Below are 23,810 nucleotides of genomic sequence, written 5' to 3'. Positions count from 1 at the left end.
TAGTTTAAGATACTAAACTAAATAACGCTCAATTATGAAATTAAAACCTATCCCAAATCTCTGTTTGTTAGCATTGCTTTTGCTGTTTACAAGCTGGGCAAGTGCACAGACCAATTTGCCCTATTTTCAAAGTTTTAAAAACGCAACGGCACCAGACATTCAATTTGGCGGAATACCGACAGCTGCGCTAACAGCGTCTCCCGCTGTAAATATCGACCCTGATGGATCTGGTTATCTTCGTTTGACGAATAACTCGCAAGATCAAAGAGGCTATATATATAGTACAGAAACTTTTGATACTGATCAAGGTCTGAATATTTCTTTTGAATATTACACTTATGGTGGTTCTGGAGCAGATGGAATCTGTTTTTTCTTGTTCGATGCAACTGCTGCAGGTAGTTTCAATATTGGTGGTTTCGGTGGTTCGTTGGGTTATGCTCAATATCTCCCTTATGGTCCTGGTCAAAGCGTTTTACCCGGTGTGAGCAAAGGTTACCTAGGTGTTGCTTTAGATGAATATGGTAACTTTCCTTATGCTCGAGAAGGTAGACAGGGAGGGCTAACGAGTCCTAGTGACCCCTATAAGGTTACCAAGAAGTCGGTGGTATTGAGAGGAAAAGGAGATGGGAACGCTACCGACCCAAATAACTATAGGTTTTTGACATCTGTTGTAGCGAGTGATAAAGGTGTTGATTTGGTAAATGACGCAAACGAAAGATTTCCTGTAAGTTCGGAATTAGGATATAGAAAAGCATTTATTGATTTAAAACCGAATCCACTTGGAGGATATAATGTTTCGGTGAGGATTCAAGTAGGCGGAAGCCCAGCTAAAACAACAACTGTTATTGATAATTATTATTATCCAGATGCGCCTCCCACTAAAGTTAGTTATGGAATTTCTTCTTCAACAGGACTTTATACCAACTTTCACGAAATCAGAAATGTAGCCATTAATGTTTTTGAAAAGCCTTTAACCAATCCAATTGCGTTAGATGATGAGTTGACAGATTGTCTCGGAAAAAAGTTAACAATAAATGTGGTTGCTAATGATGCTTCAACAAACGCTGGTGGAGTGATAGATAACAGTTCTATAGATTTAGATCCGGTGCTTGCTGGCGTTCAAAAAATAGTTGCTGTTCCAAACAAGGGTACGTTTGAGGCACTTGCTAACGGAACTGTGACCTTTACACCAATTAATCCAAACGTTACGGGGCCCGTAACCATTAAATATACAGTAGCTGATAATTTAGGAACACAATCTCTTCCTGCAACAATTACGCTTTTAGATCCTGTTACAACGATTCCATCAAATGCCGGAACAAATCAATTAATCTCTATATCTACCTCAACGGGTTCTGCAACAATTGTTGGGAACTCTCCAGCTGGGTTTAGCGGACAATGGGTTCAAACATCGGGGCCAACCATAGCAAATATTGCAAGTACAACCAGCGCTTCTACCAATGTCACTAACTTGGGTTTAGGTACTTATGTATTTAATTGGAATTTAACATTACCCGGCCAATGTTTGTCAACTGATGCGGTAAGTATACTAATTAACGCAATTCCGGTCGCGGTAGATGATACTGCTGTGGGTAAAGTTAATACGCCATCACTGATTGATGTGCTAAATAACGACACTGATAGAGATGGAAATACCACTTTAGATAAAACTACCGTAGTTATTAAAACGCAACCAACACACGGTACAGCAACCGTTAATCCAACTACGGGTGTAGTAACATATGTTCCAACCACGGGTTATGCTGGTCCAGATAGCTTCACCTATACAGTGAAAGATAATAAAGGAGCTGAATCTAACGTAGCCGTAGTAAATATCGCGGTTCCCATCCCGCCAAAAGTAGGATTGGCGAAATCGCTGATAAGTTTAGATGAGCAAGTTGATGGCTCTTATAACGCTAAGTTTTTGTTTACAATTGTGAACTATGGAAATATCTTATTGCAGAATTTATCACTAAAAGATGATTTATTAGCAACTTTCAACACTACCGCTTATAATGTTATCAGTTTATCTTCACTAGATTTAACGGTTAATACCAGCTACAATGGTAACCCAGACACCGAGCTTTTAGCTGTAAATAGTCAGTTAACAGCTAACCAAAAAGCTAAAGTTGAATTGCTTGTTAACGTGAAAGCCGATAAAGGAATTTTTAGGTTCGAGAATACTGCTTTCGTTGAAGGTATTTCTTCTATAGACGGAACAGTAACCAGAGACCAATCAACTGATGGCTTAGTGCCAGATCCCAATAATCCTGGCGACGTAACACCAAATGTGCCTACTCCAATAGTAGTGATCACAGATAAAATATTTATTCCCGAAGGTTTCTCTCCGAATGGCGATGGTGACCATGATACGTTTGTAATTACAAATGCAGGTTTAACGCCATTGGTTTTAGAAGTTTTTAACCGTTGGGGAAATGTAGTGTATAAATCAAACAATTATTTAAACAACTGGGACGGAAGGTCGAACAAAGGCCTCACAATCGGTAATGATTTACCAGTAGGTACCTATTACTATGTTGTTAATTATAACAGCAAAAAGTATGTTGGATTTATCACATTAAACAGATAAGAACATGAAGAAATATATCTATATAACGCTCTCTTTTGCAATGTTGCTTGCTTTTACACAAAGCTCTAAAGCACAACAGGATGCAATGTACACACAATACATGTTCAATGCGCTGGCATTAAACCCTGCTTACGCGGGTAGCCGTAATGTGGTATCGGCAACAGCTTTGTACCGTAACCGATGGACAGGAATAAAAGGTTCTCCAAAAACAACCACTTTTACAATTGACGCACCCATCAACGACAAAAAAATAGGTTTAGGCTTACAGGTTTTTAATGACCAACTCGGTATCACCAACACCACCGGCATTGTTGCTATTGGCGCTTATCGAATTAGAATGGACGAGGGAACATTATCTTTTGGTCTACAGGGAGGTATTTCAAGTTTTAGAGCTAACTACCAAAATGTTGCACTAGATCAAACAGGTACCAATACAGATGTCGCGTTTCAGGATAACGTAAACAAGACAAATTTCAATGTTGGTACAGGCGTTTATTATAACTCAGATAAGTTTTATATCGGTTTATCTGCACCACAATTGGTTCCTAATAAGCTCTCAACAACGAAACTTTCAAAACAAGAGATCCATTTGTTTTTAACAGCTGGTGTGGTGTTCAACTTAGGTGATGATTTTAAACTGAAACCTTCCATTATGATTAAGGAGGTTAAAGGTGCGCCAATTCAAGGGGATTTAAATGCAATGTTTTGGATAAAAGATGTTATTGGAATAGGTGCGCAATATCGTTCTAATGCAGATGTATCTGGTTTGTTGGAAATACAAGCGAGCCCACAAATTAGGATTGGTTATGCATATGATCATAGTTTGACCACCCTCCAGAGCTTTAACAGTGGAAGCCACGAAATTATGTTGCGATATGAGTTTGGCTACGAGAAAAACAAATTCATTTCACCACGTTTCTTTTAAACCAATAACAACATGAAAAAGATTAACTTAAAAATATACCTTACTTCTTTATTATTGGTTTGTACAGTTTTTGCACAGGCTCAAAAGAAGAAAGCTGATTTAGTATCAGCAAAAAACGCTTATAAAAATTTAAGATACAACGATGCTATTGCACTGTTAAAGCCAGTTTTAGCAAGTGATAAGGATAATACAAGCGCATTGGAAATGATTGCTAACAGCTATCGGTTAACCAAGCAATATCCAGAAGCTTTGAGCTATTATGAAAAATTGACCACCAAAGAAGTAAGTAAACCCGAATGGGTTTTACGCTATGCAGAAGCATTGGCGAACAATAAAGAATACGAAAAATCTGAGCTGTGGTACCGCAAGTATTTGTTAATGGTACCTAGTGATAAAAGAGGTGAATATTTCTCTGAGGTAGATTTTGATAAATTGGGGAAAGGTTTTAGTTGGGATATCTCCTACCTCAATATCAACACGCCGGCATCAGAATATAGCCCAATGATTTATAAAAACGGATTGGTTTTTACCAGCAACCGTTACGAGGCAAAGCCAGTAAAGCATGTTTTTGCTTGGAATAATACACCGTTTTCTGAACTGTATTATTTAGAGGATATCAATTCACTTACCTCAACAAAGGTAAACACTACAGATTCATCTGCCAAAGCAAGCGCAAAAACTGCACTAGGTAAGGTAAATGATGATAATACAGCGCCAACCAGTAATGATAGCAAAATTGTAGGTGTTTTTGATCGCTCGGTTTATACTGCGGTTGAAGGCGAGGGCAATGGTGAAGTAGCTGTTAAACGATTTGAAGGTAATATCAATACAAAATTCCACGAGGGCGCATCGGCTTTGATGCCAGACGGTTCAATAATCTTTACCCGTAATAATTATGCCAATGGAAAAAAGGGAAAAAGCAAAGATGGTACGGTAAAACTGAAAATGTATACCGCTAAAGGTCCTGATCATCAAAAAATTGTTCCGTTCCCGTACAACAGTGATCAGTATTCTGTCGGTCATCCAACGGTGAGTAAAGATGGCAAACTGTTGATTTTTTCATCTGATATGCCCGGTGGTTCTGGCGGTACAGATTTATACTATTCTGTGCGTTTAAACGAAAAAACTGAGTGGGGCAAACCCGTAAACATGGGGCGGAAAATCAATACAGAAGGCGATGAAGAATTTCCATATTTAGATAGCGAGGGATTGTTGTACTATTCTTCAAATGGTTTAGCAGGTTTAGGAGGCTTTGATGTTTTTACAATAAAACTTAAAGATTTACGTCCGGTTGGTACCCCATTAAACTTAGGTGCACCGTTCAACTCTTCTTACGACGACTTTGGAGTTGCAAAAACCAGTGAGCTAACCGGTTTTTTAAGCTCGAACCGAGCAGGAAACGACAATATTTACTCCTTTGTTAAAAAAGAGTTCGGTATTATTTTAAAAGGTATAGTTACGGATGCCAATACCGGTTTGCCTATTAAAAATGCCATTGTAACCTTAAGAAATGGGGATAAAGAAGAAATTTTAGCGGTAAATGATAAAGGGGAGTTTAAAAAACTTTTGTTAAAAGATACCGGCTACGAGCTTACTGGTAAACTAAAAGATTTTTTACCAGATAGAAGATATGTTGGTACAGATGGAATTACCAAAGACTCCGTAATTTTTGTTCCTCTGAAATTAAAAGGTGTAAACGACGTTCAGAAATTTGTAGTCGACCATTGCGATTCGCTTAAAAAAGTTTTTGCGCTACAGAATATCTATTACGATTTAGATAAATATTACATCAGAGAAGATGCGGTTAACGATTTAAACCACGTTGTAGACTTAATGACTAAATATCCTGGCATTGATATCATTACCAGAAGCCATTGCGATAGCAGAGCATCTGAAAGTTATAACCGAGTTTTATCTTTACGTAGGGGAGAATCAGCGAAAGCGTACTTGGTGAAAAAAGGAATTGCTGCTGAAAGAATTAAAGTACAATACTACGGAAAAAGTCGCTTAACAAACGGCTGTACAGACGGTGTAGCATGTTCTGAAGCTGAACAGCAAATGAACAGAAGAACGGAGTTTGAAGTTGTTTACAACGGTATAAACTTAGCGTTGATTGACTGTAAATAATATATTTTTTGATAACGGAGCCCTCTTGTTTGTTGCGAGAGGGCTTTTTTATTTTTGCTGATTTGCGAATGGTGATGATTTAGCTGGATGGATACCGGAAATAAAACACATCGTCATGTTGAGCGGAGTGAAACATCTCACAAATAAGTAGTCGGGTAAAATGGCGGGTTTGAGTGTGATGTTTTCAACCACAGAGAACACAGAGGTCACAGAGCCAGGCGGAAAGCGGAAGTGGAAAGATTGGCAAACTACAAACTCCCCATAAATTTCAATTTAATTCCATCTTGAAAACTTTCAATGGTTTTAAATATCTCTTTTAAGGTTGCCTGTTCAATTTTTGATAGTGAATTGAGTTCTACGTAATTTGTGGGTTCTGCGTTGTTGTCTATAATGTTTTGCGCCTGGCGTTTTAAACGCAAACCCATTAAATAATAATAGGATTGCATCAGTTCTTGAAACTGCTTGTCGTTAAAAACACCAAGCTGTTTAAGTTCTTTTAACCGTTCACCGGTATTTTCTTTTTGGAAAATCTTATTTTGCAAAGCGTAAACACGTACCAGATCTACAATGGGCGTCATGGCCCGTTTAATATCAAAAACCTCTTTTTTTTCTACTTTCAATGTCCTAATATTTTTGAAAAAAGTTAAAGGAGGTTCATACTGTAAGGCGTTTTTAGCCATGTAGAGAAAAAACGTTACTAAGGGTTTGTTTAGCTCTTCATTAACAGATTCTCGGAGTTGGTCAATAATCGTTAAATCTCCATAAATAGCCCGGCAGTCAAAAAAGGTAGAAAATTTAATGGCAGTTTCGGGTAAAGCTTCCTCAATCCATTCCTTGTAATTGCGTTTCCAATGCGATAAAGAATGTGTCCATTTAGGGTTTTTTGCCATAAAATCGCCAGTGCAATATTCAAACCCAATTTCGTTCAATTTGTCAGAAACACGGGTGGCAAAATCCAAAAAATATTTGCGTACCAATTCCCGCTGTTCGTTCGCCTTGTCTTCGTAAATAATAGCATTGTCTTGGTCGGTTTTTAAGGTTTGCTCTTTTCTGCCCTCACTTCCTAAAACAATAAAAACAAATTTTGCAGGCGCAGGACCAATCTCTGTAAATACCTCTTCTATAACTTTATTTGAGATGGTATCTGCAATGGTGGTAATTACTTGATTTACAATTTCGGCGTGTACACCACGACCTAAAAGCTGTGAAACAATACTCGGAACTTTTTTCCATTTTGCCCTAAGCTCTTTGGTATTTAATGCAGATTTTACCGATTGTATAAACACCAGTGGTGATTGGGCCTGCTCGCTGAGTAAGCGATTTCTACTCAAAAAACCTTCGTATTCTCCGTTGTTTTCTATTAATAAATAACGGCTCTTGGTACGGAACATGAGCAGAATGGCCTCATATATATAAGCATCTTTTGAAATGGAAACAGTTTTTGGATCCATAACTTCTGCTATTGCATTATTTGCATCGAATCTTTGCGCAATAACCCGATCACGAAGGGTAATATCTGTAACAAAGCCTATAATCTTGTTTTCGTTATCACTGATAAATAAACAGCTGATTTTCTGTTGCGCCATTTTTATGGCACATTCAAAAATAGGAGTGTGGCTGTTGCATATGGTTAAGGGCTGGTAATTTATGCCTTCAATTTTACGCGAATACAGTTGCTCAGAGGCAATGTAACTTTCTTCAAATAACGCAGGTTTTTTATAAAAGTGGGCAAAGTCGTCGTTTAGCATGCGTTTGCCAAAATCATCAGTAAAATACTGGAAAAAGCTTTCGTATGCATTGCACAATTCTCTAAAATATTTTCGAGGTAAAATATAAACTTGCGTTCCTTTTTTTGCAATAACAGTTTTTAACGCTTTTTTTCTGTTAAGAAGCACAGAGATCCCACCGAATAACTTACCGCTGTGTAAATGTTCTAAATCTCTTTTATCGTTGTTGCCATCATAAAAGAAAGATTCATACTCGCCATTGATGATCATATCAACACCTTTCATTTTAGTGATTTCTTGTTGATAGATGAGCTTGTCTTTAGGGTAATGTACTTCTTCCAAAACCTCTGCTACGGTAGTCAATACATCTAATGGCAAAGTGCTAAATGGTGTGGTTTGCTGTAAAAAAGCTAGTTTATTTTCCATAGTAATAGATAGCTATAGCACTAATTAAAATAACAATCAAAAGAATAAACTGTATGTCTTTTAAATAATCTACTTCGGGTTTTGCTTGCTTAATTGCTTTTGAGTGCTGTTCAATTATTTGGGTTGTAGCCTCTCCATTTTTCAATAAATAGAAAAATATTTCGGCAGTTAGTTCGGCATCAACCAAAGCGTTGTGTAAGTTTTCTGGACGCTTTTTAAACAAGGTTTTATAAAAAACATTAAGTTTTAAAAATTTGAAAGTGGGATTTTTTACGTAAGTAGCACTCGCTTTAAGTGTGCAGAATAAAGAGCTGTCTTTTAATGGATGAGGTAGATTTAAACGGTAGTATTCAGCACCGATCATACAAAAATCTAACTCCGCAAAATGAGCAATTATTAAAGGTTTGTAAGCTGATAAATCCGTTTGTAACTTTTCGAAAACAGCAAGCCTTTCTTCTCCATTTTCTTGTAAAAAATCAGCGGTTAAACTATGGATCCTTATAGAAGCTTTGGTTATTTTAAAATCTCCTGGTTTTAAATAATGGTTTTCCCTTTTTACTTCTTCACCATGCTGATTGTAGACAATCCAAGCAATTTGCAAAATATGAGGCCAATTGTTTTTGGTGCTATAAGGAGCATCCCACTTTTTGGGTAAGTCAGATGTTTCTGTATCTATAACTAAAAAATAAGCTGTCAATATGGTGGCTATAAAAAAAATTAAAGTTTAATTTAATAAATAAATACGAAGTCGAGTTCTGTTTTTTAAAATTAACGAGGTTAAAATTTAAATGCTGGTTTTTTTTCTAGCTTTTATTTTTACAAACTCGTACCAGATTACCGCCACAAAACCAATAGCTATACAAATTAGTATTTGCGAAAGATTTAGTGCTTCAAACTCAAAAAAGCGGGCAAACGCTGGAACAAAAATTAGCATACCCGTAATACCAACTGTAATGGCAATAATTAGTAACATAAGGTTGTTTTTGTAGCGTAGCGTAGTAAATATCGAATAATAAAAAGAGCGGTTTACCAAGGTTAAAAATATGTTTGAAGCTATTAAAACCGTAAAAACCATGGTCCGCGTGTGCGCTTCATTATAAGCTTGATGTACAGCGTATTGATAAACCAATAAAGTACCCGCTGTAATTGCCAAACCTTGGATAATGCTTGTTGTTAATTCATCCCAGCTAAAAAAAGAAGCCGTAAACGGACGTGGTTTTTGTAGCATACTGTTTTTTTCCATCGGTTCGTTTTCAAAAATAATGGAGCAGGTTGGGCCCATAATTAACTCTAAAAAAATGATATGTACAGGTGATAGGATATTTGGATAAAGCCAGCCGAGGGCTAAAGGGAGAAATACCGTTAAAATAATGGGGATATGAATGGAAATAATGTACTGGATTGCCTTTTTTAAATTGGCGTAAATCCGCCTGCCCATAGCAACTGCATCAACCATTTTAGATAAGTCATCGTTTAATAAAACCAATGAAGCAGCCTGTTTTGCTATTTCTGTTCCTTTTTTGCCCATCGCAATACCGATATGTGCTGCTTTTAACGCTGGACCGTCGTTTACGCCATCGCCAGTCATTGCTACAATTTGCTTGTTAGCCTTTAACGCATTGATGATTCGTAGCTTCGCATCAGGATACATCCGTGTAAAAATATTTGTTTCTGCTACTTTTTCCTGTAATTCTAGATCAGACAACTTCATTAGCTCATCGCCACTTAAACTATGTTCGTAACCTCTAAAGCCAATCTGTTTAGCAATAGCTGTTGTAGTTTCGGCGTTATCGCCAGTTACAATTTTCACCAGGATACCTGCGTTGTAAAAATGATTAAAAACGCTTTCAATATTTTCTTTAGGAGGGTCGTAAAATGCAACAAGACCAAGGAAAGTAAATTTAAACTCCTGTTGTGTGTCTGGAAAATTATTGCTTGGGAAATCGCAGTTGCCAACACCTAAAACCCGATAACCTTCTGCAGTGATGGTTTTTATTGCTTCCTTGATTTCATCCTTTTCTTCAGGTGTTAATTGCGAAACATCCATCAAAGCTTCCGGGGCTCCTTTTGCTGCTATAATCCGCTGGCCCAAATTGTTTTCAAACAGGTGCGTCATCATAGGTGGATGCCCGCTCAACGGATATTCATGAATCATTTTAAAATTCAACCGTTCATCTTTTACAGATAAAAGATCATAAGCCTGATGTAAGGCAATTTCCATGGGATCAAATGGGATAGGTTCACTCGCCCACATGGCTGTTTTTAGTAATTCTTTTTCGTTTTCATCGGCTTTCGCTGGCTCGGTTATTCTTTGTGATGCCAGCGTAAATACTTTTGCCAAAGTCATTTTGTTCTCGGTAATTGTTCCGGTTTTATCCGTACAGATTACCGTAGCAGAACCCAATGTTTCCACTGTTTTTATTTGCTTAACCACAACGCCCAATTTCATCAGTCGCCAGGCACCAATTGCCATAAAAGTGGTAAATGCCATCGGAATTTCTTCGGGCAAAATACTCATGGCAAGCGTTAGGGCTTTAAGTAAACTGTCTAATACATTGTATGATATAAAGTAGTTGATTGCCCAAACAATTAAAAAGACGATGATTCCGATAACCACCATCTTTTTTACAAAGTTGCCAATTTGCTGTTCTAATGGCGTTTTTTCTTCTTTGATATTGTCTAGGCTTTCGCCTATTTTCCCGAGTTTGGTGAGGTTGCCAACCGCTGTAACGGTAGCTATTGCCAATCCACTAGCAACGGTAGTTCCATTAAAAATAAAATGATCTTCCTTGTCTTTATCTTTAAAAGCCGGAAAGGATTCGCCTGTAAGTATGGACTCGTTTACAGAGAAATCATTGGAGTGTACAATGTTTGCATCAGCGGTAATAAATATTCCTTCTTCAACTATCAAACTGTCGCCAACAACCAGATCTTCACTTTTTATTTCGGCTGTTTTCCCATTTCTAATCACTTTACAGTTTTTTTGCGTAAAGTCCTTCAGCTTTTGTAAAGCATTTCTACTTCTCGAATCCTGAAAAAGAGAAAGTAAGGAAACGATTATGATTGCAGATAGCAGGAAGATGCCGTCGCCTGTTTCGCCGCTTATAAAGTAAATAAGCGATGCAACAATTAACAAAATAATCATTGGCTCTTTTGATAGGCTTTTTAGGGCATCAATAAAACCATTCTCCTTCTTAAAGTTTAGGCTGTTTTTCCCAAATCTCTTTCTGGAAAGAAGTACCTGGTCGTTATTTAAACCTTTAATGTCGAAGTTATTGGCTGGCATTCGTCATGTTTTAATAAACAACTAAGATAAGTGAATTGGCAGCGCTAAAAATGATTTATCCCGCTATTTGGTTATTTGGAATGAGTTTTATTATAGTGAGTTGTTATTGTTCTATCTTTTTTAGAGGTTTTTTTTAAGAAAGTAATATTTTCAAACAATTTTTTTTTGATACCTTAGCAAAAAATGTTAGACTTATGAAACAATTTGTAATTACCACGCTTTTAAGCATTTTGCTATTAGGTTGTAGCGACACAAAAATAAAAGACGGGAAATTTAGAATTGTAACTACAACCTCCATGATTACAGACCTTGTTAAAAACATAGGTGGCGATAAGGTAGTTGTGCAGGGTTTAATGGGGGCTGGTGTAGATCCGCACCTTTATAAAGCCAGTGAAGGCGATGTTTCGAAGCTTGCCAATGCCGATATGATTTTTTACGGCGGTTTGCACCTAGAAGGTAAATTGGTTGAAGTCTTTGAAAAAATGCAACAGCAAAATATCAATACGGTAGCTGTTTCTGATGCTTTAGATAAAAAAGACCTGATTGGCTCTACGCTTTTTGCATCCAATTATGATCCCCATATCTGGTTTGATGTTGCCAACTGGGAAAAAATCACCGTGTTTGTAGCAGATCAGCTTTCCGCAGCTCGTCCAGCAGATAAAGCTGTATTTAAAGCGAATGCGGAGGCTTATTTATTACAATTGAAAACCTTAAAACAGGAAATAGAAGCCGAGATAGCTACACTTCCCGTAGAAAAGCGACGCTTGGTTACCGCACATGATGCTTTTAGTTATTTTGGAAGAGCTTATCAATTTGACGTTGTAGGGCTACAGGGCTTATCAACAGCAACAGAAGCTGGTGTGCAAGATGTTCAAAAAACAGCTGTCTATATCATCGAACATAAAGTGAAAGCGGTTTTTATCGAAAGTTCTGTTCCAAAACGTACCGTGGAAGCTTTGCAATCTGCAGTAAACGCTAAAAATCATAAAGTTGTAATTGGTGGTACTTTGTTTTCTGATGCGCTGGGTAACCCCGAAACTGTAGAAGGCACCTATATCGGAATGTTTAAATTTAATGTTCACACCATAGTTAGCGCATTAAAATAATGGAAAAAATAGCAGTTAAAGTAGATGACCTTACGGTAGCATACAACTATAAACCTGTTCTTTGGGATATTGATTTACAAATTCCAGAAGGGGTATTGATGGCTATTGTGGGGCCTAATGGAGCGGGTAAATCTACATTGATTAAAGCCATTTTAGGAATTTTGAAGCCGATAGCAGGCAGTGTAACGATATTTGGCAAACCTTATGCAACACAGCGGAAACACGTGGCTTACGTTCCCCAAAAAGGAAGCGTAGATTGGGATTTCCCAACAACCGCACTTGATGTGGTGATGATGGGAACTTACGGCAGTTTGGGTTGGATAAAACGCCCAGGTCCCAACGAAAAGAAAAGAGCTTTAGAGGCACTTGAAAAAGTGGGGATGCTTTCTTTTAAAAGTCGGCAGATTAGCCAGCTTTCTGGCGGACAGCAACAGCGTATATTTTTAGCTCGGGCCTTGGTGCAAGACGCGTCAATTTACTTTATGGACGAGCCTTTCCAAGGAGTGGATGCCACTACAGAAGTAGCAATTATAAATATTTTAAAAGAACTCAGAAAGGCTAATAAAACTGTTGTAGTGGTTCACCACGATTTGCAAACAGTGCCTGAGTATTTTGATTGGGTAACGTTTTTAAACGTAAAAAAGATAGCAACGGGTCCAGTAAAAGATACTTTTAACGATGATAACCTGACAAAAACTTACGGTATTAATTATAAGGTGAGTATTCAGAAATAGCATGGAAATACTGGAATATATCCGACTTGTTTTTAGTGATTACACGCTCCGCACCATCACTTTAGGAACCGCTGTTTTAGGCGGTGTCACCGGGATGTTGGGGAGTTTTGCCGTGTTGCGGAAACAAAGCCTATTGGGCGATGCGATTTCTCATGCTGCCCTGCCCGGAATTGCGCTGGCTTTTTTGATTACCGGTTCTAAAGATACCAATGTGCTGTTAATCGGTGCTTTAATCAGTGGGCTTATCGGTACTTTTTGGATTAGCGGCATTACCTCAAAAACACATCTAAAATCCGATACTGCTTTAGGACTTATCCTTTCTGTTTTTTTTGGATTTGGAATGCTGCTATTGACTTTTATTCAGAAACAGCCCAATGCAAACCAAGCGGGGCTAGATAAGTATCTTTTCGGCCAGGCTGCCACTTTGGTAGAAAGCGATGTGTGGCTGATGAGTATTGTTACTGGACTGTGTTTATTGGTGCTTTTACTTTTTTGGAAAGAATTTAAAATATTGCTTTTTGATCAAGATTATGCGCAAACGCTGGGCTTCAATACCAAATTTATAGATATTTTGATCACAAGTTTTATTGTACTTGCGATTGTTTTAGGTTTACAAACGGTAGGAGTGGTGTTGATGAGCGCTATGCTTTTAGCTCCCGCTGCTGCTGCCAGACAATGGACCAACAGTTTAAGTGTAATGGTGTTATTGGCTGCGGTTTTAGGTGCGAGTGCTGGGGTTTTCGGAACAGCAATCAGCTCCACACAAAACAACCTGTCTACAGGACCGGTGATTGTTTTGGTTGCCTCTGTTTTTGTGCTCTTCTCTTTTATATTTTCTCCCAAACGTGGACTTTTATTCCGCCAGATCAAGTTGATTAAAAATCGGAATGATTTAGAGTTTCAGAAAACATTGACCTTTATGTACCACATCGTAGAAAATCACGAAGATGTTTACCACCCACATGCCATTAAAATTTTGAATAATTTCCAAGGATACAGCCGAAAAGGCCTGCAAAAGTTGATCAGCAAAAACTATGTAAGGGTAAATGGTGAAATGTGGAGCCTAACACCCGAAGGTATAGCGGCAGTTGCTGATATGTATAACCAAAACCTAAAGAATGACTAGCGCCCAATTAGAAATACAGTTGATAGCCAGTTTGGTTGCCATAGCTTGCGCCATTCCTGGAACTTTTCTGGTGCTGCGTAAAATGGCAATGATCAGCGATGCCATCAGTCATTCTATTTTGCCCGGTATTGTTGTTGGCTTTTTTATCACACAAGATCTGAATTCGCCGTTGCTTATTCTTTTGGCCGCGTTAACGGGCGTACTTACGGTGGTATTGGTAGAAAAAATACAGCAAACAAAATTAGTTAAAGAAGATACTGCTATTGGGTTGGTTTTTCCTGCTTTGTTTAGTATTGGCGTTATTATGATTGCCAAATACGCCAACGATGTACATCTTGATATTGATGCGGTACTTTTGGGCGAACTGGCATTTACGCCCTTTGATCGTGTTTTTTACAACGGAATTGATTTTGGACCTAAATCCCTGTGGGTAATTGCTGTTATTCTGTTGGTTACACTTACTCTTTTGTTATTGTTTTACAAAGAACTTAAAATGAGTACGTTTGATGCCGGTCTGGCTACTTCTCTGGGCTTTTCGCCAGCAATAATCCACTATGGTTTAATGAGCGTGGCTTCCATTACAACTGTTGGTGCGTTTGATGCGGTTGGTGCTATCTTGGTTGTAGCTTTAATGATTGCACCTGCTGCAACGGCTTATTTGCTAACAACCAACTTAACAAAGATGATAATTTTAGCCTGTTTCTTTGGTGTTTTTAGTGCCATTGCAGGTTATTGGTGTGCGAATTATTTGGACGCTTCTATTGCCGGAAGTATTGCTACCGTATTGGGCTTGGTGTTTTTTGCAGTTTACTTATTTGCGCCACACAAGGGTTTAATAGCTGTGCTTTATCGCGAGAAACAGCAGCGTATTGAAGTTTCGTTGATTACTTTTATTCTTCATCTTAAAAACCACAAAGAAGTGGAAGAAAGACACGTGAACCACCTCAGCGAACATATCAACTGGCAAAAAGTACGTAGCAAAACCGTTTTAGATCTGGCGCTCAAAAACAACTTTGTCAGCATTGAAAACAGTATTATTTCGCTCACCGAAAAAGGAAATGAATTTACTACTAAAGCTATTGACTATATACTTACCAACGAGGACGTTCAGATAGAAGATATGAAAAAAGATTTCTTTTTATTTCGAGGGTAAATCTTTTCTATTTCTATCATATTTAAGTGCTACCGCAAATCTTTGAATGGCATTGGGAGCAATGAGCAACACAGTAGTGCTCTTTTTTAGTTTGAGATTCGCTAACATTTTTATCTTAATATTTTAAAAAACAGATAAGGAGCCGAAATAATCCAAATAGGGATTAAAATCCAAATATGTCCTTTCATAATATTATACTCATCTAACAATTGATTCCATGAACTTCCTCTTAAAAGACCAAAACCGAATTCAAAACCAAGCGTTAAAATCAGCCAGAATAAGCCTACGAATAAAGATTGATTTTCTGATTGTGGCGGATATTTTTTAATTACCAAAAAAATATAGATCGCTAAAAATACAATTAAGAAAAAGGTGGAAATCTGTCTAGCAGTTAACTCACTAAGGTGATTTTTATACCATAAATCTCGGGCAGTGCCGTTTATGATTGCAATAACAATCATCGGGAACCAAAGTAAAAAATATTTGAACATATTTTGTGAATCTATTTATTGCGTTTCCATACTCGTTAAGTACTGTTGCGAAGTTTGGTGGGTTTAAGAAAATTGCCAAGCTAACGTAGATATTCTACAAGCAGACACTAATTTAATGAAAAGTAAAGGATTGACGGCAATTTTATCTAGCTGTTAGTTTTTCGTTTTACTCTGTTTTGTTAAATAACCTCCAAACCAACATTGCTAAAATTGCACCTAGAGTTGGCGCAGTAATGTATATCCAAAGTGCTGTGATATTCCCCGAGATAATTGCTGGTGCAAAACTTCTTGCTGGATTAAATGAAGCTCCAGAAATAGGGCCTGCAAATATAATAATCCCAGTAACTACTAATCCGATGATGAGTCCCGCTATATTTGAAAATTCCTTTTTAGACGACACGCCTAAAATGGTAAGCATTAAAAAAAACGTTAAAACAGATTCTATAATAAATGATTGCAGTAATTCGCCGGAAGGGATTGTTGCCCCCAAGGTTAAGTTTTTGGGGAACATGAATTTCAGTAAACCACTTGCTAAAATAGCTCCGAGAACTTGAGCGCAGATATAAAATAAAGCTTCTCTTTTTGTTGTCAGTTTTCCTATGACTAAGGCTAATGTGACCGATGGATTGATGTGAGCCCCAGAAATATTTCCAAAAGTGTAAATCATAGCGCTAACTATGATCCCAAATGCTAAAGCGATTCCTACTAAACCTAAACTTCCATCGGATTGCTGGTTTACAATTATTGCCCCTGTACCACAAAAGACCAACGCAAACGTCCCAATAAATTCCGCAATATATTTTTTCATATTTATCTCATAGAAAAAGAGGATAACCGTCTCCAATTATCCTCTTCATAAAAAATCAGTCTTAATTAAATAGCTAAAGCACCAGCTTCTGCAACAGCATGGTCATTTTCAACAGAGCTTCCGCTTACGCCGATGGCTCCGATGATTTCACCTGATGCATTTTTAACAGGAATCCCACCAGGGAAAGTGATCAATCCATTGTTAGAATGTTCAATGTTAAATAGAGAGCCTCCTGGCTGAGATAATTCTCCAATTACACCAGTATTCATATCAAAAAAGCGAGCTGTTTTTGCTTTTTTAATAGAGATATCAAGTGAACCCAACCAAGCGCCATCCATACGACCGAAGGCTACTAAATTTGCGCCTGCGTCTACTATTGCGATATTCATCTTCGTATCGATTGATGTTGCTTTTGCTTTTGCCACAGCAATCATTTTTTCAGCTTGTGCTAATGTAATGTTCATAATGTTCTGTTTTAATGTTGTTTACGATCATTACAAAGATAGGGGAGTCACCTTCTCGTAATTTACCAAAACAGTTCAATAACTTATGAAAAAAGGTCAGTACTGAGCGTAAGTAAGCTCAGCTTATTCTGTGGGCGTTTCCTTGGGGCTGTATCCAAATTTCTTTTTAAAAGCGATACTGAAATTGGAAAGGTCGCTATAACCGAAGTCAAAATAAATGTCTGAAGGTTTTAAACCTCCTTGTGCTAAGGTTTCTTTTGCCTTTTGCAGTCGCTTTTCTTGTAACCATTTCCCTGGCGAAACCTTATATTCTTTTATAAACTGGCGCTTAAAAGTTGATAAACTCATATTGCATAAAAAAGCGATTTCTTCTAGTTTCAAATTAGCGTGTATTTTGCTCGCCACAATTTTTTTAAAGGCAGAAGTCTCTTTAACGATTAAAGAGTAGAGGTATAGCTCAAATTTTCTCCCGTATTTCTGTAGCAGGTAAAGCATCAGTTCCTCAAACTTGACGGCCAACAGATTATCCATAAAAGCTTTTGGTGCGTTACTAATTGTTGTGAGTGAATTTAAATACGAAGTGATGTAAGCATCGTTTCTAATGGTAAAATAAGGAGATTCATCTTTTGCTGTTTGGCCTCCAGCGGTATGTTTTTCTAAAAATGCGGTAAGTACTTTTTCAGAAAAAAAGAAGAGTTTGCAGTAATAAACTGCTTCGGTGTCTAAAAGTTCTGTCCATAGCCAATTCCCTTTTTTTAGCAATAAAGATTGATCTTTGTTTACCGCTACGGTGGTTCCCGCAAAATGGACTTGCTTTTTCCCGACTTGTAAAAAGCTGAACATATTCATTCCTAAATTGACCTTACTTTTTACCACATCATTGGTCATTTTAAAGTCGTAGACAAACAAATCTGGATTTTTGTTTTCGCCTTTCAGAAAGTTTTCTGGTATGTTTTCTATTGGCATTTTAAGGTCAACTTAGTTTTTTGATCTCGCTTTTTTTTTATTCTAAGAAAGACAGCAAAATTAGTTAAAAATAATAAATGAAACGGTTTGTGAGCCCGTACTAAATTAGTGAAAGATTGTAAAGGATTGAGAGCAATCGCCCGCATTTTTTTAAACCTGTGGTTAGCCAGTACGGGTTTTCTCTTAAATTTGAACAGTCAATTTTAAGTGTCCGCCTAAACCTTTCTGAATGATTTTCATTAACGTAGAAAGTCTGATGTCAGAAGCATCATTTTCAATTCTAGAAATATAAGATTTATTGGCCCCACACTTTTCAGCAAGCTGCTCGTGTGTCATTCCAAGTTTTGTTCGAGTTTCTTCGCGCTACTGCATCTGGATAGTTTCGATAGCTATCGAAAGGAAGAAGCCCGAACGTAAACGGAAAAACCTGATACGTTTGCGGGTAGATGCCGACCACGTCTACGCATGGAACAGGACAAGAAAAGGAGGCTGGCGCATAGCGCAAAGTCCAATATTGGGTACTACGATAACGGTTAAACGGCTTAAACAGGAAGGTTACCAGTCGATGCTTGAAATCTACAAGAAAATTAACCCATTAATTTCGAACCGCCGTATACGAGACCCGTACGTACGGTGGTGTGAGAGGCGCACTCTGTCAGGTCTCTGGCAGAGCCGTCTACTCGATGTGTGCTGTGTGAGCTATGATAAAGATGGAGGTAGGTCCTCCGATGAGGGTTTTTAGGGAAACTCATCAAACCACTTTTATGACTCATCTAAGGCGACAAAGGTGTGTGAAGCGATAAAAGAAAAGGCTATTTAAAATAGTCAGGTAAGGATAGAAGAGATGAGCGAAAGCGAACCTTTCGATGAAGTGACGAAATGACCAGTTGTTGTCAAAACCCGATTCATATCGAGGAGTCAGGGATAAGTATAGAAGGCGCCTAATTACTGTCTATACGGCAACCGTCATAAAGAGGGCATGACTTCTATCCAGGCTTTATTTTTTGGAACCACAGGAAGCCTATGTGCTATGCTAAAAGGAAAACACAAGCAGGAAATACCTGTGAGTCGATTACTAATGAGCATATAGGTTGCGGATGAAGTTGTAGTAGCGTTGAAATTTCTGTAATGGGAAGGGAGCGAAGGACTTCAGTTGTACAGTTTAATATTTAAGAACAACTTAAAATTGTAAGGATGATTTTTAAAGAACAAACAAAGTCGATCCCCATAACCAAGGAGATGGTGTGGGTGGCCTACAAGAAGGTGAAAAGTAACAGAGGAAGTGCTGGGATAGACCATCAAACCCTATCGGAATTCGATAGTGTACGTTCCAAGGAACTGTACAAAGTATGGAATAGACTGGCGTCAGGAAGTTATTTTGCACCTGCGGTAAAGCGGGTCAATATTCCCAAGGCTGGGGGCAAAACCCGACCATTGGGTATTCCCACTGTAAATGATAGAATCGCTCAACAAGTGGTAAAGCAGTACCTTGAACCTAGGTTGGAATCCATATTTTCTGAAAACTCTTATGGATACCGTCCCAACAGGAGTGCACATACAGCTATTGAGATTGTACGTCAAAACGTACTGCGATATAGTTGGGTGGTAGATTTGGACATACAAGAATTCTTTGAGAATGTTGACCATCGCCTTCTGTTGAAAGCTTTGGAGCGACATGTTTCGGAGAAGTGGGTGTTGCTCTACATCAAAAGGTGGCTGGAAGCTCCAGTAATACTAGAAGATGGAACAGTTAAGATATCCACGGGCAAGGGAACACCTCAAGGAGGGGTAATCAGCCCATTGCTGTCTAATCTATATTTGCATTACTGTGTGGATAAATGGATGGAGAAATACTGTCCGGAGGTAAAAATGGTGCGTTATGCAGATGACATGATCGTTCATTGCAGAAGCCATGAGGAAGCTGTCCGTACACTTGCAGTTCTAAAAGAACGTCTGAAAGAGTGCGGTCTGACCGCACATCCTGAAAAGACTAGAATAGTGTACTGCAAGAAGGATGGTAGAGCCCTCAAAGGGCATCCTGTGCAGTTCGATTTCTTGGGTTTCAGTTTTCAGCCAATAAGGTTCAAATTGAAAAACGGCGGAAGCTTTCTTCAGTTTGACTGTAAAATGAGCCGAAAGTCGAAAGTTCGAATCACGGGAGAACTGCGTACACTTGGATTCCATAATAAAACTCAGCGTGGGATACAGGATTTAGCAAATCTGTTGAATCCTAAGATTCGAGGTTGGATTCAATATTATGGAAAGATAAGCAGAAAGAGCTTGCATCCTGTGTTTTATTATCTACATCATCGTATGATTGGTTGGATATTGAACAAGTATAAACGCTTCAAAGGAAGCAAAGTCAAAGCCGTAAAATGGCTAAGGTATATTACAAAATCATATCCGACCCTGTTCTATCATTGGGAATTGGGATACAAACTGGTCTAAATACTATTTAGATTTTATCGACTGTATAACAAGAGCCGTATGAATTGAGAGGTTCACGTACGGTTCTGTGAGAGGTTTAGGGGTGAAATCCCCCTTTGCCTACTCGACTATAAGCCGTATTATTTGCCCACATTTATATTCAGATTTGCAAGTTCTACATGCAATTTCACCTTTGCTTTCAATGCAGAAAAAACCCTCATTAGAGTATCCATTGTCACGTTGCTTGCGTTATTTTCGAGTCTGGAAATTTGTGCTTTCTGAACCCCTATTAGCTTCCCAAGTTCTTCCTGTGTCAGGTTCCGTTCTTGTCTTGTCTGTTTAATGGCTTTACCTATTAAATTCATTTGAAGTTCATATTCAAAGAAATCACGGTCAGTAGTTCCGATTTCCCCGATAATTCTGTCCTGTACTTCGTCTAATGTGTATGTTTTCATTTCTTTTTATTCTTTAGTCCTTTTTCTATTAAATATTTTTCTCTAATCTGCATTGCTTTTTGAATCTCATTGTCTGGAACTTTACTTCGCTTTTTCACAAATCCATGTGTCGATACAACAAATGTTTGATTTTCAGACGTTTTATCCCAAAAAGCTAGCAGTCTATATTGAAGTCCTTGATACAAAGTTCGGAATTCCCAAATCTCATTATTTAATTTTTTGAAGAGTTCAGAGTCTAGTTCAACTTGAGATTTTCTGATATTATATAAGATTTTCTCAGAATGTTTTTTCTGTAAGCCCTTTAAAAATTCAAGTACTTCCTCTAAGATAATAATCTCAAAAAGTTTGTCCATTCAGTCAAATATTATTTCTGAACAAATATACATAAGTTTCGTTAAAAAGAAACTTATGTGTCTAAAGTAATGAAGTTTTGTCGAGGAAATATGGCTTATAACGTTTTGCGGGTTTTGAAAGTTGCGGTATTACTTGCAAGAAATTCGTCTGCCCGCACAAACTTAATAAAAACAGATGAAGGAAGTAAAACCACTTCGCCCGCAATTTTTTAAACCTGTTGTGTGCGCCTTGAATGGTAAATATAAATCTTTTCTTCAAGAAATTGAATAAAAGACCCAGAGGGTTTAAGTCCCTTATTCGCTGGGGTAACGCCTGGAAGAATTAGCAAGTCGCAAGGTGGTTTGGCGTGAGCTTTACACTGAAGTAAGCGAGACTGCAAACGTCTGCACTGATACTTCGACTTCGCTCAGTATAAACTGAACAGAAACTGGATAAGAGGCATTATTGAGTGGATGAGGTGGTACATCACACCGAAGTCTGAAGAACACCAAAAGCTCAACTATGTAGATTCAGCAGGAGTAGACAGAAGGGTATTTACCTTACCGAGGGAGGTCTCTTAGGTTACGAGTTAGCCACAAAGAGAAGTCAGCAGAGGTCATAGTACTTGGGGCAACGAGGTGCCATCAAACGGCACAGGTCTCACAAACAAGGAAGGACTGAACATTGAGTAGTCAAAAATTCAATAAGGAATACCTCGGTATAGCCTTATTTTAAACTACGACAAAGCTGTAAGTGGTGAAAAGAGCTCTTACAGTATGCTCGATGAACCGCCGTATACGAGACCCGTACGTACGGTGGTGTGAGAGGCGCACTCTGTCAGGTTTCTGGCAGAGCCGTCTACTCGATGTGTGCTGTGTGAGCTATGATAAAGATGGAGGTAGGTCCTCCGATGAGGGTTTTTAGGGAAACTCATCAAACCACTTTTATGACTCATCTAAGGCGACAAAGGTGTGTGAAGCGATAAAAGAAAAGGCTATTTAAAATAGTCAGGTAAGGATAGAAGAGATGAGCGAAAGCGAACCTTTCGATGAAGTGACGAAATGACCAGTTGTTGTCAAAACCCGATTCATATCGAGGAGTCAGGGATAAGTATAGAAGGCGCCTAATTACTGTCTATACGGCAACCGTCATAAAGAGGGCATGACTTCTATCCAGGCTTTATTTTTTGGAACCACAGGAAGCCTATGTGCTATGCTAAAAGGAAAACACAAGCAGGAAATACCTGTGAGTCGATTACTAATGAGCATATAGGTTGCGGATGAAGTTGTAGTAGCGTTGAAATTTCTGTAATGGGAAGGGAGCGAAGGACTTCAGTTGTACAGTTTAATATTTAAGAACAACTTAAAATTGTAAGGATGATTTTTAAAGAACAAACAAAGTCGATCCCCATAACCAAGGAGATGGTGTGGGTGGCCTACAAGAAGGTGAAAAGTAACAGAGGAAGTGCTGGGATAGACCATCAAACCCTATCGGAATTCGATAGTGTACGTTCCAAGGAACTGTACAAAGTATGGAATAGACTGGCGTCAGGAAGTTATTTTGCACCTGCGGTAAAGCGGGTCAATATTCCCAAGGCTGGGGGCAAAACCCGACCATTGGGTATTCCCACTGTAAATGATAGAATCGCTCAACAAGTGGTAAAGCAGTACCTTGAACCTAGGTTGGAATCCATATTTTCTGAAAACTCTTATGGATACCGTCCCAACAGGAGTGCACATACAGCTATTGAGATTGTACGTCAAAACGTACTGCGATATAGTTGGGTGGTAGATTTGGACATACAAGAATTCTTTGAGAATGTTGACCATCGCCTTCTGTTGAAAGCTTTGGAGCGACATGTTTCGGAGAAGTGGGTGTTGCTCTACATCAAAAGGTGGCTGGAAGCTCCAGTAATACTAGAAGATGGAACAGTTAAGATATCCACGGGCAAGGGAACACCTCAAGGAGGGGTAATCAGCCCATTGCTGTCTAATCTATATTTGCATTACTGTGTGGATAAATGGATGGAGAAATACTGTCCGGAGGTAAAAATGGTGCGTTATGCAGATGACATGATCGTTCATTGCAGAAGCCATGAGGAAGCTGTCCGTACACTTGCAGTTCTAAAAGAACGTCTGAAAGAGTGCGGTCTGACCGCACATCCTGAAAAGACTAGAATAGTGTACTGCAAGAAGGATGGTAGAGCCCTCAAAGGGCATCCTGTGCAGTTCGATTTCTTGGGTTTCAGTTTTCAGCCAATAAGGTTCAAATTGAAAAACGGCGGAAGCTTTCTTCAGTTTGACTGTAAAATGAGCCGAAAGTCGAAAGTTCGAATCACGGGAGAACTGCGTACACTTGGATTCCATAATAAAACTCAGCGTGGGATACAGGATTTAGCAAATCTGTTGAATCCTAAGATTCGAGGTTGGATTCAATATTATGGAAAGATAAGCAGAAAGAGCTTGCATCCTGTGTTTTATTATCTACATCATCGTATGATTGGTTGGATATTGAACAAGTATAAACGCTTCAAAGGAAGCAAAGTCAAAGCCGTAAAATGGCTAAGGTATATTACAAAATCATATCCGACCCTGTTCTATCATTGGGAATTGGGATACAAACTGGTCTAAATACTATTTAGATTTTATCGACTGTATAACAAGAGC

19 protein-coding genes and 1 pseudogene are annotated in these 23,810 nt (G+C 38.4%); 10 read left to right on the top strand and 10 right to left on the bottom strand.

The window, feature by feature from the left end:
• The first annotated feature begins 34 nt into the window (after positions 1–34).
• From B176_RS0113235 to B176_RS0113225, 3 genes are read left to right on the top strand one after another with little or no spacing between them, the layout of a single operon-like run.
• Positions 35–2,590, top strand: a complete 2,556-nt coding sequence (locus B176_RS0113235; RefSeq protein WP_017259302.1) for a T9SS type B sorting domain-containing protein — start codon at positions 35–37, stop codon at positions 2,588–2,590.
• Between the two features lie 4 nt (positions 2,591–2,594).
• Positions 2,595–3,515 carry a PorP/SprF family type IX secretion system membrane protein gene (locus B176_RS0113230; RefSeq protein WP_051130030.1) on the top strand — a complete coding sequence of 307 codons (921 nt, stop codon included), beginning with the start codon at positions 2,595–2,597 and terminating at the stop codon, positions 3,513–3,515.
• A 12-nt stretch (positions 3,516–3,527) separates the two neighbouring features.
• Complete coding sequence (locus tag B176_RS0113225) at positions 3,528–5,642, top strand: OmpA family protein (protein ID WP_017259300.1); 2,115 nt, start codon at positions 3,528–3,530, stop codon at positions 5,640–5,642.
• 248 nt (positions 5,643–5,890) lie between these two features.
• On the opposite strand, the gene B176_RS0113220 is transcribed toward B176_RS0113225, so the two are convergent.
• The 3 genes from B176_RS0113220 to B176_RS0113210 form a co-directional block, all read right to left on the bottom strand.
• Complete coding sequence (locus B176_RS0113220) at positions 5,891–7,795, bottom strand: DUF294 nucleotidyltransferase-like domain-containing protein (RefSeq protein WP_017259299.1); 1,905 nt, start codon at positions 7,793–7,795, stop codon at positions 5,891–5,893.
• Positions 7,785–8,492: a 3'-5' exonuclease gene (locus B176_RS0113215; RefSeq protein ID WP_017259298.1), complete on the bottom strand. Its 708-nt coding sequence runs from the start codon at positions 8,490–8,492 to the stop codon at positions 7,785–7,787. The genes B176_RS0113220 and B176_RS0113215 overlap by 11 nt, the downstream gene beginning before the upstream one ends.
• Before the next feature lie 87 nt (positions 8,493–8,579).
• Positions 8,580–11,081, bottom strand: a complete 2,502-nt coding sequence (locus B176_RS0113210) for a cation-translocating P-type ATPase (protein ID WP_017259297.1) — start codon at positions 11,079–11,081, stop codon at positions 8,580–8,582.
• Positions 11,082–11,275: 194 nt separating this feature from the next.
• Between B176_RS0113210 and B176_RS0113205 the strand changes: the two genes are divergently transcribed.
• From B176_RS0113205 to B176_RS0113190, 4 genes are read left to right on the top strand one after another with little or no spacing between them, the layout of a single operon-like run.
• Entirely contained in the window at positions 11,276–12,187 is a 912-nt protein-coding gene (locus tag B176_RS0113205; RefSeq protein ID WP_017259296.1) for a metal ABC transporter solute-binding protein, Zn/Mn family, read from the top strand.
• Complete coding sequence (locus B176_RS0113200; protein ID WP_017259295.1) at positions 12,187–12,921, top strand: metal ABC transporter ATP-binding protein; 735 nt, start codon at positions 12,187–12,189, stop codon at positions 12,919–12,921. The genes B176_RS0113205 and B176_RS0113200 overlap by 1 nt, the downstream gene beginning before the upstream one ends.
• A gap of 1 nt (position 12,922) precedes the next feature.
• A complete protein-coding gene (locus B176_RS0113195) occupies positions 12,923–14,047 on the top strand; it encodes a metal ABC transporter permease (RefSeq protein ID WP_017259294.1) in 1,125 nt (374 codons plus the stop codon).
• The gene (locus B176_RS0113190; RefSeq protein WP_017259293.1) at positions 14,040–15,200 is read left to right on the top strand and encodes a metal ABC transporter permease; all 1,161 of its coding nucleotides are present in this window, start codon (positions 14,040–14,042) and stop codon (positions 15,198–15,200) included. The genes B176_RS0113195 and B176_RS0113190 overlap by 8 nt, the downstream gene beginning before the upstream one ends.
• Before the next feature lie 110 nt (positions 15,201–15,310).
• Here B176_RS0113190 and B176_RS0113180 read toward each other — a convergent pair whose 3' ends face one another.
• From B176_RS0113180 to B176_RS19580, 5 genes and pseudogenes are all read right to left on the bottom strand, one after another.
• Complete coding sequence (locus B176_RS0113180; RefSeq protein WP_026063330.1) at positions 15,311–15,691, bottom strand: hypothetical protein; 381 nt, start codon at positions 15,689–15,691, stop codon at positions 15,311–15,313.
• 166 nt (positions 15,692–15,857) lie between these two features.
• A complete protein-coding gene (locus B176_RS0113175) occupies positions 15,858–16,499 on the bottom strand; it encodes an MIP/aquaporin family protein (RefSeq protein WP_017259290.1) in 642 nt (213 codons plus the stop codon).
• Positions 16,500–16,564: 65 nt separating this feature from the next.
• Positions 16,565–16,963, bottom strand: a complete 399-nt coding sequence (locus B176_RS0113170; RefSeq protein WP_017259289.1) for a GlcG/HbpS family heme-binding protein — start codon at positions 16,961–16,963, stop codon at positions 16,565–16,567.
• A 123-nt stretch (positions 16,964–17,086) separates the two neighbouring features.
• Positions 17,087–17,929: a helix-turn-helix domain-containing protein gene (locus B176_RS0113165; RefSeq protein ID WP_017259288.1), complete on the bottom strand. Its 843-nt coding sequence runs from the start codon at positions 17,927–17,929 to the stop codon at positions 17,087–17,089.
• A 183-nt stretch (positions 17,930–18,112) separates the two neighbouring features.
• Positions 18,113–18,271 (bottom strand): annotated as a pseudogene (locus B176_RS19580) (helix-turn-helix domain-containing protein); the annotation flags it as partial.
• 852 nt (positions 18,272–19,123) lie between these two features.
• On the opposite strand from B176_RS19580, the gene ltrA (B176_RS0113155) reads away from it, so the two are divergent.
• Positions 19,124–20,377, top strand: a complete 1,254-nt coding sequence (gene ltrA / locus B176_RS0113155; protein WP_017256976.1) for a group II intron reverse transcriptase/maturase — start codon at positions 19,124–19,126, stop codon at positions 20,375–20,377.
• A 119-nt stretch (positions 20,378–20,496) separates the two neighbouring features.
• Here the strand turns inward: ltrA (B176_RS0113155) and B176_RS0113150 are convergent, their stop codons facing one another.
• Together B176_RS0113150 and B176_RS0113145 are read right to left on the bottom strand one after the other, a co-directional pair.
• On the bottom strand, positions 20,497–20,811 hold the full coding sequence (locus B176_RS0113150; RefSeq protein WP_017259286.1) for a helix-turn-helix domain-containing protein: 315 nt from the start codon (positions 20,809–20,811) through the stop codon (positions 20,497–20,499).
• A complete protein-coding gene (locus tag B176_RS0113145) occupies positions 20,808–21,164 on the bottom strand; it encodes a type II toxin-antitoxin system RelE/ParE family toxin (protein WP_017259285.1) in 357 nt (118 codons plus the stop codon). The genes B176_RS0113150 and B176_RS0113145 overlap by 4 nt, the downstream gene beginning before the upstream one ends.
• 69 nt (positions 21,165–21,233) lie before the next feature.
• On the opposite strand from B176_RS0113145, the gene B176_RS20995 reads away from it, so the two are divergent.
• Both B176_RS20995 and ltrA (B176_RS0113135) read left to right on the top strand, forming a co-directional pair.
• A complete protein-coding gene (locus B176_RS20995) occupies positions 21,234–21,377 on the top strand; it encodes a hypothetical protein (protein WP_154647984.1) in 144 nt (47 codons plus the stop codon).
• A 1,143-nt stretch (positions 21,378–22,520) separates the two neighbouring features.
• Positions 22,521–23,774, top strand: a complete 1,254-nt coding sequence (gene ltrA, locus B176_RS0113135) for a group II intron reverse transcriptase/maturase (protein WP_017256976.1) — start codon at positions 22,521–22,523, stop codon at positions 23,772–23,774.
• The last annotated feature ends 36 nt before the right edge of the window (positions 23,775–23,810 follow it).

Source organism: Pedobacter arcticus A12 (assembly GCF_000302595.1).
Lineage (GTDB): Bacteria > Bacteroidota > Bacteroidia > Sphingobacteriales > Sphingobacteriaceae > Pseudopedobacter > Pseudopedobacter arcticus.
The sequence above is the reverse complement of the archived record's forward strand: the minus strand, read 5'-3'. Positions and strand labels throughout refer to the sequence as shown.

What these genes read in the sequence shown, in the direction of transcription:
- B176_RS0113235 (WP_017259302.1), top strand. Translation starts at nt 35, where the DNA reads ATGAAATTAAAACCTATCCCAAATCTCTGTTTGTTAGCATTGCTTTTG.
- B176_RS0113195 (WP_017259294.1), top strand. Translation starts at nt 12,923, where the DNA reads ATGGAAATACTGGAATATATCCGACTTGTTTTTAGTGATTACACGCTC.
- B176_RS0113220 (WP_017259299.1), bottom strand. Translation starts at nt 7,795, where the DNA reads ATGGAAAATAAACTAGCTTTTTTACAGCAAACCACACCATTTAGCACT.
- B176_RS0113175 (WP_017259290.1), bottom strand. Translation starts at nt 16,499, where the DNA reads ATGAAAAAATATATTGCGGAATTTATTGGGACGTTTGCGTTGGTCTTT.
- B176_RS0113210 (WP_017259297.1), bottom strand. Translation starts at nt 11,081, where the DNA reads ATGCCAGCCAATAACTTCGACATTAAAGGTTTAAATAACGACCAGGTA.
- B176_RS0113180 (WP_026063330.1), bottom strand. Translation starts at nt 15,691, where the DNA reads ATGTTCAAATATTTTTTACTTTGGTTCCCGATGATTGTTATTGCAATC.
- B176_RS0113205 (WP_017259296.1), top strand. Translation starts at nt 11,276, where the DNA reads ATGAAACAATTTGTAATTACCACGCTTTTAAGCATTTTGCTATTAGGT.
- B176_RS20995 (WP_154647984.1), top strand. Translation starts at nt 21,234, where the DNA reads ATGAAGTTTTGTCGAGGAAATATGGCTTATAACGTTTTGCGGGTTTTG.
- B176_RS0113230 (WP_051130030.1), top strand. Translation starts at nt 2,595, where the DNA reads ATGAAGAAATATATCTATATAACGCTCTCTTTTGCAATGTTGCTTGCT.
- B176_RS0113165 (WP_017259288.1), bottom strand. Translation starts at nt 17,929, where the DNA reads ATGCCAATAGAAAACATACCAGAAAACTTTCTGAAAGGCGAAAACAAA.
- B176_RS0113190 (WP_017259293.1), top strand. Translation starts at nt 14,040, where the DNA reads ATGACTAGCGCCCAATTAGAAATACAGTTGATAGCCAGTTTGGTTGCC.
- B176_RS0113200 (WP_017259295.1), top strand. Translation starts at nt 12,187, where the DNA reads ATGGAAAAAATAGCAGTTAAAGTAGATGACCTTACGGTAGCATACAAC.
- B176_RS0113170 (WP_017259289.1), bottom strand. Translation starts at nt 16,963, where the DNA reads ATGAACATTACATTAGCACAAGCTGAAAAAATGATTGCTGTGGCAAAA.
- ltrA (WP_017256976.1), top strand. Translation starts at nt 22,521, where the DNA reads ATGATTTTTAAAGAACAAACAAAGTCGATCCCCATAACCAAGGAGATG.
- B176_RS0113145 (WP_017259285.1), bottom strand. Translation starts at nt 21,164, where the DNA reads ATGGACAAACTTTTTGAGATTATTATCTTAGAGGAAGTACTTGAATTT.
- B176_RS0113225 (WP_017259300.1), top strand. Translation starts at nt 3,528, where the DNA reads ATGAAAAAGATTAACTTAAAAATATACCTTACTTCTTTATTATTGGTT.
- ltrA (WP_017256976.1), top strand. Translation starts at nt 19,124, where the DNA reads ATGATTTTTAAAGAACAAACAAAGTCGATCCCCATAACCAAGGAGATG.
- B176_RS0113150 (WP_017259286.1), bottom strand. Translation starts at nt 20,811, where the DNA reads ATGAAAACATACACATTAGACGAAGTACAGGACAGAATTATCGGGGAA.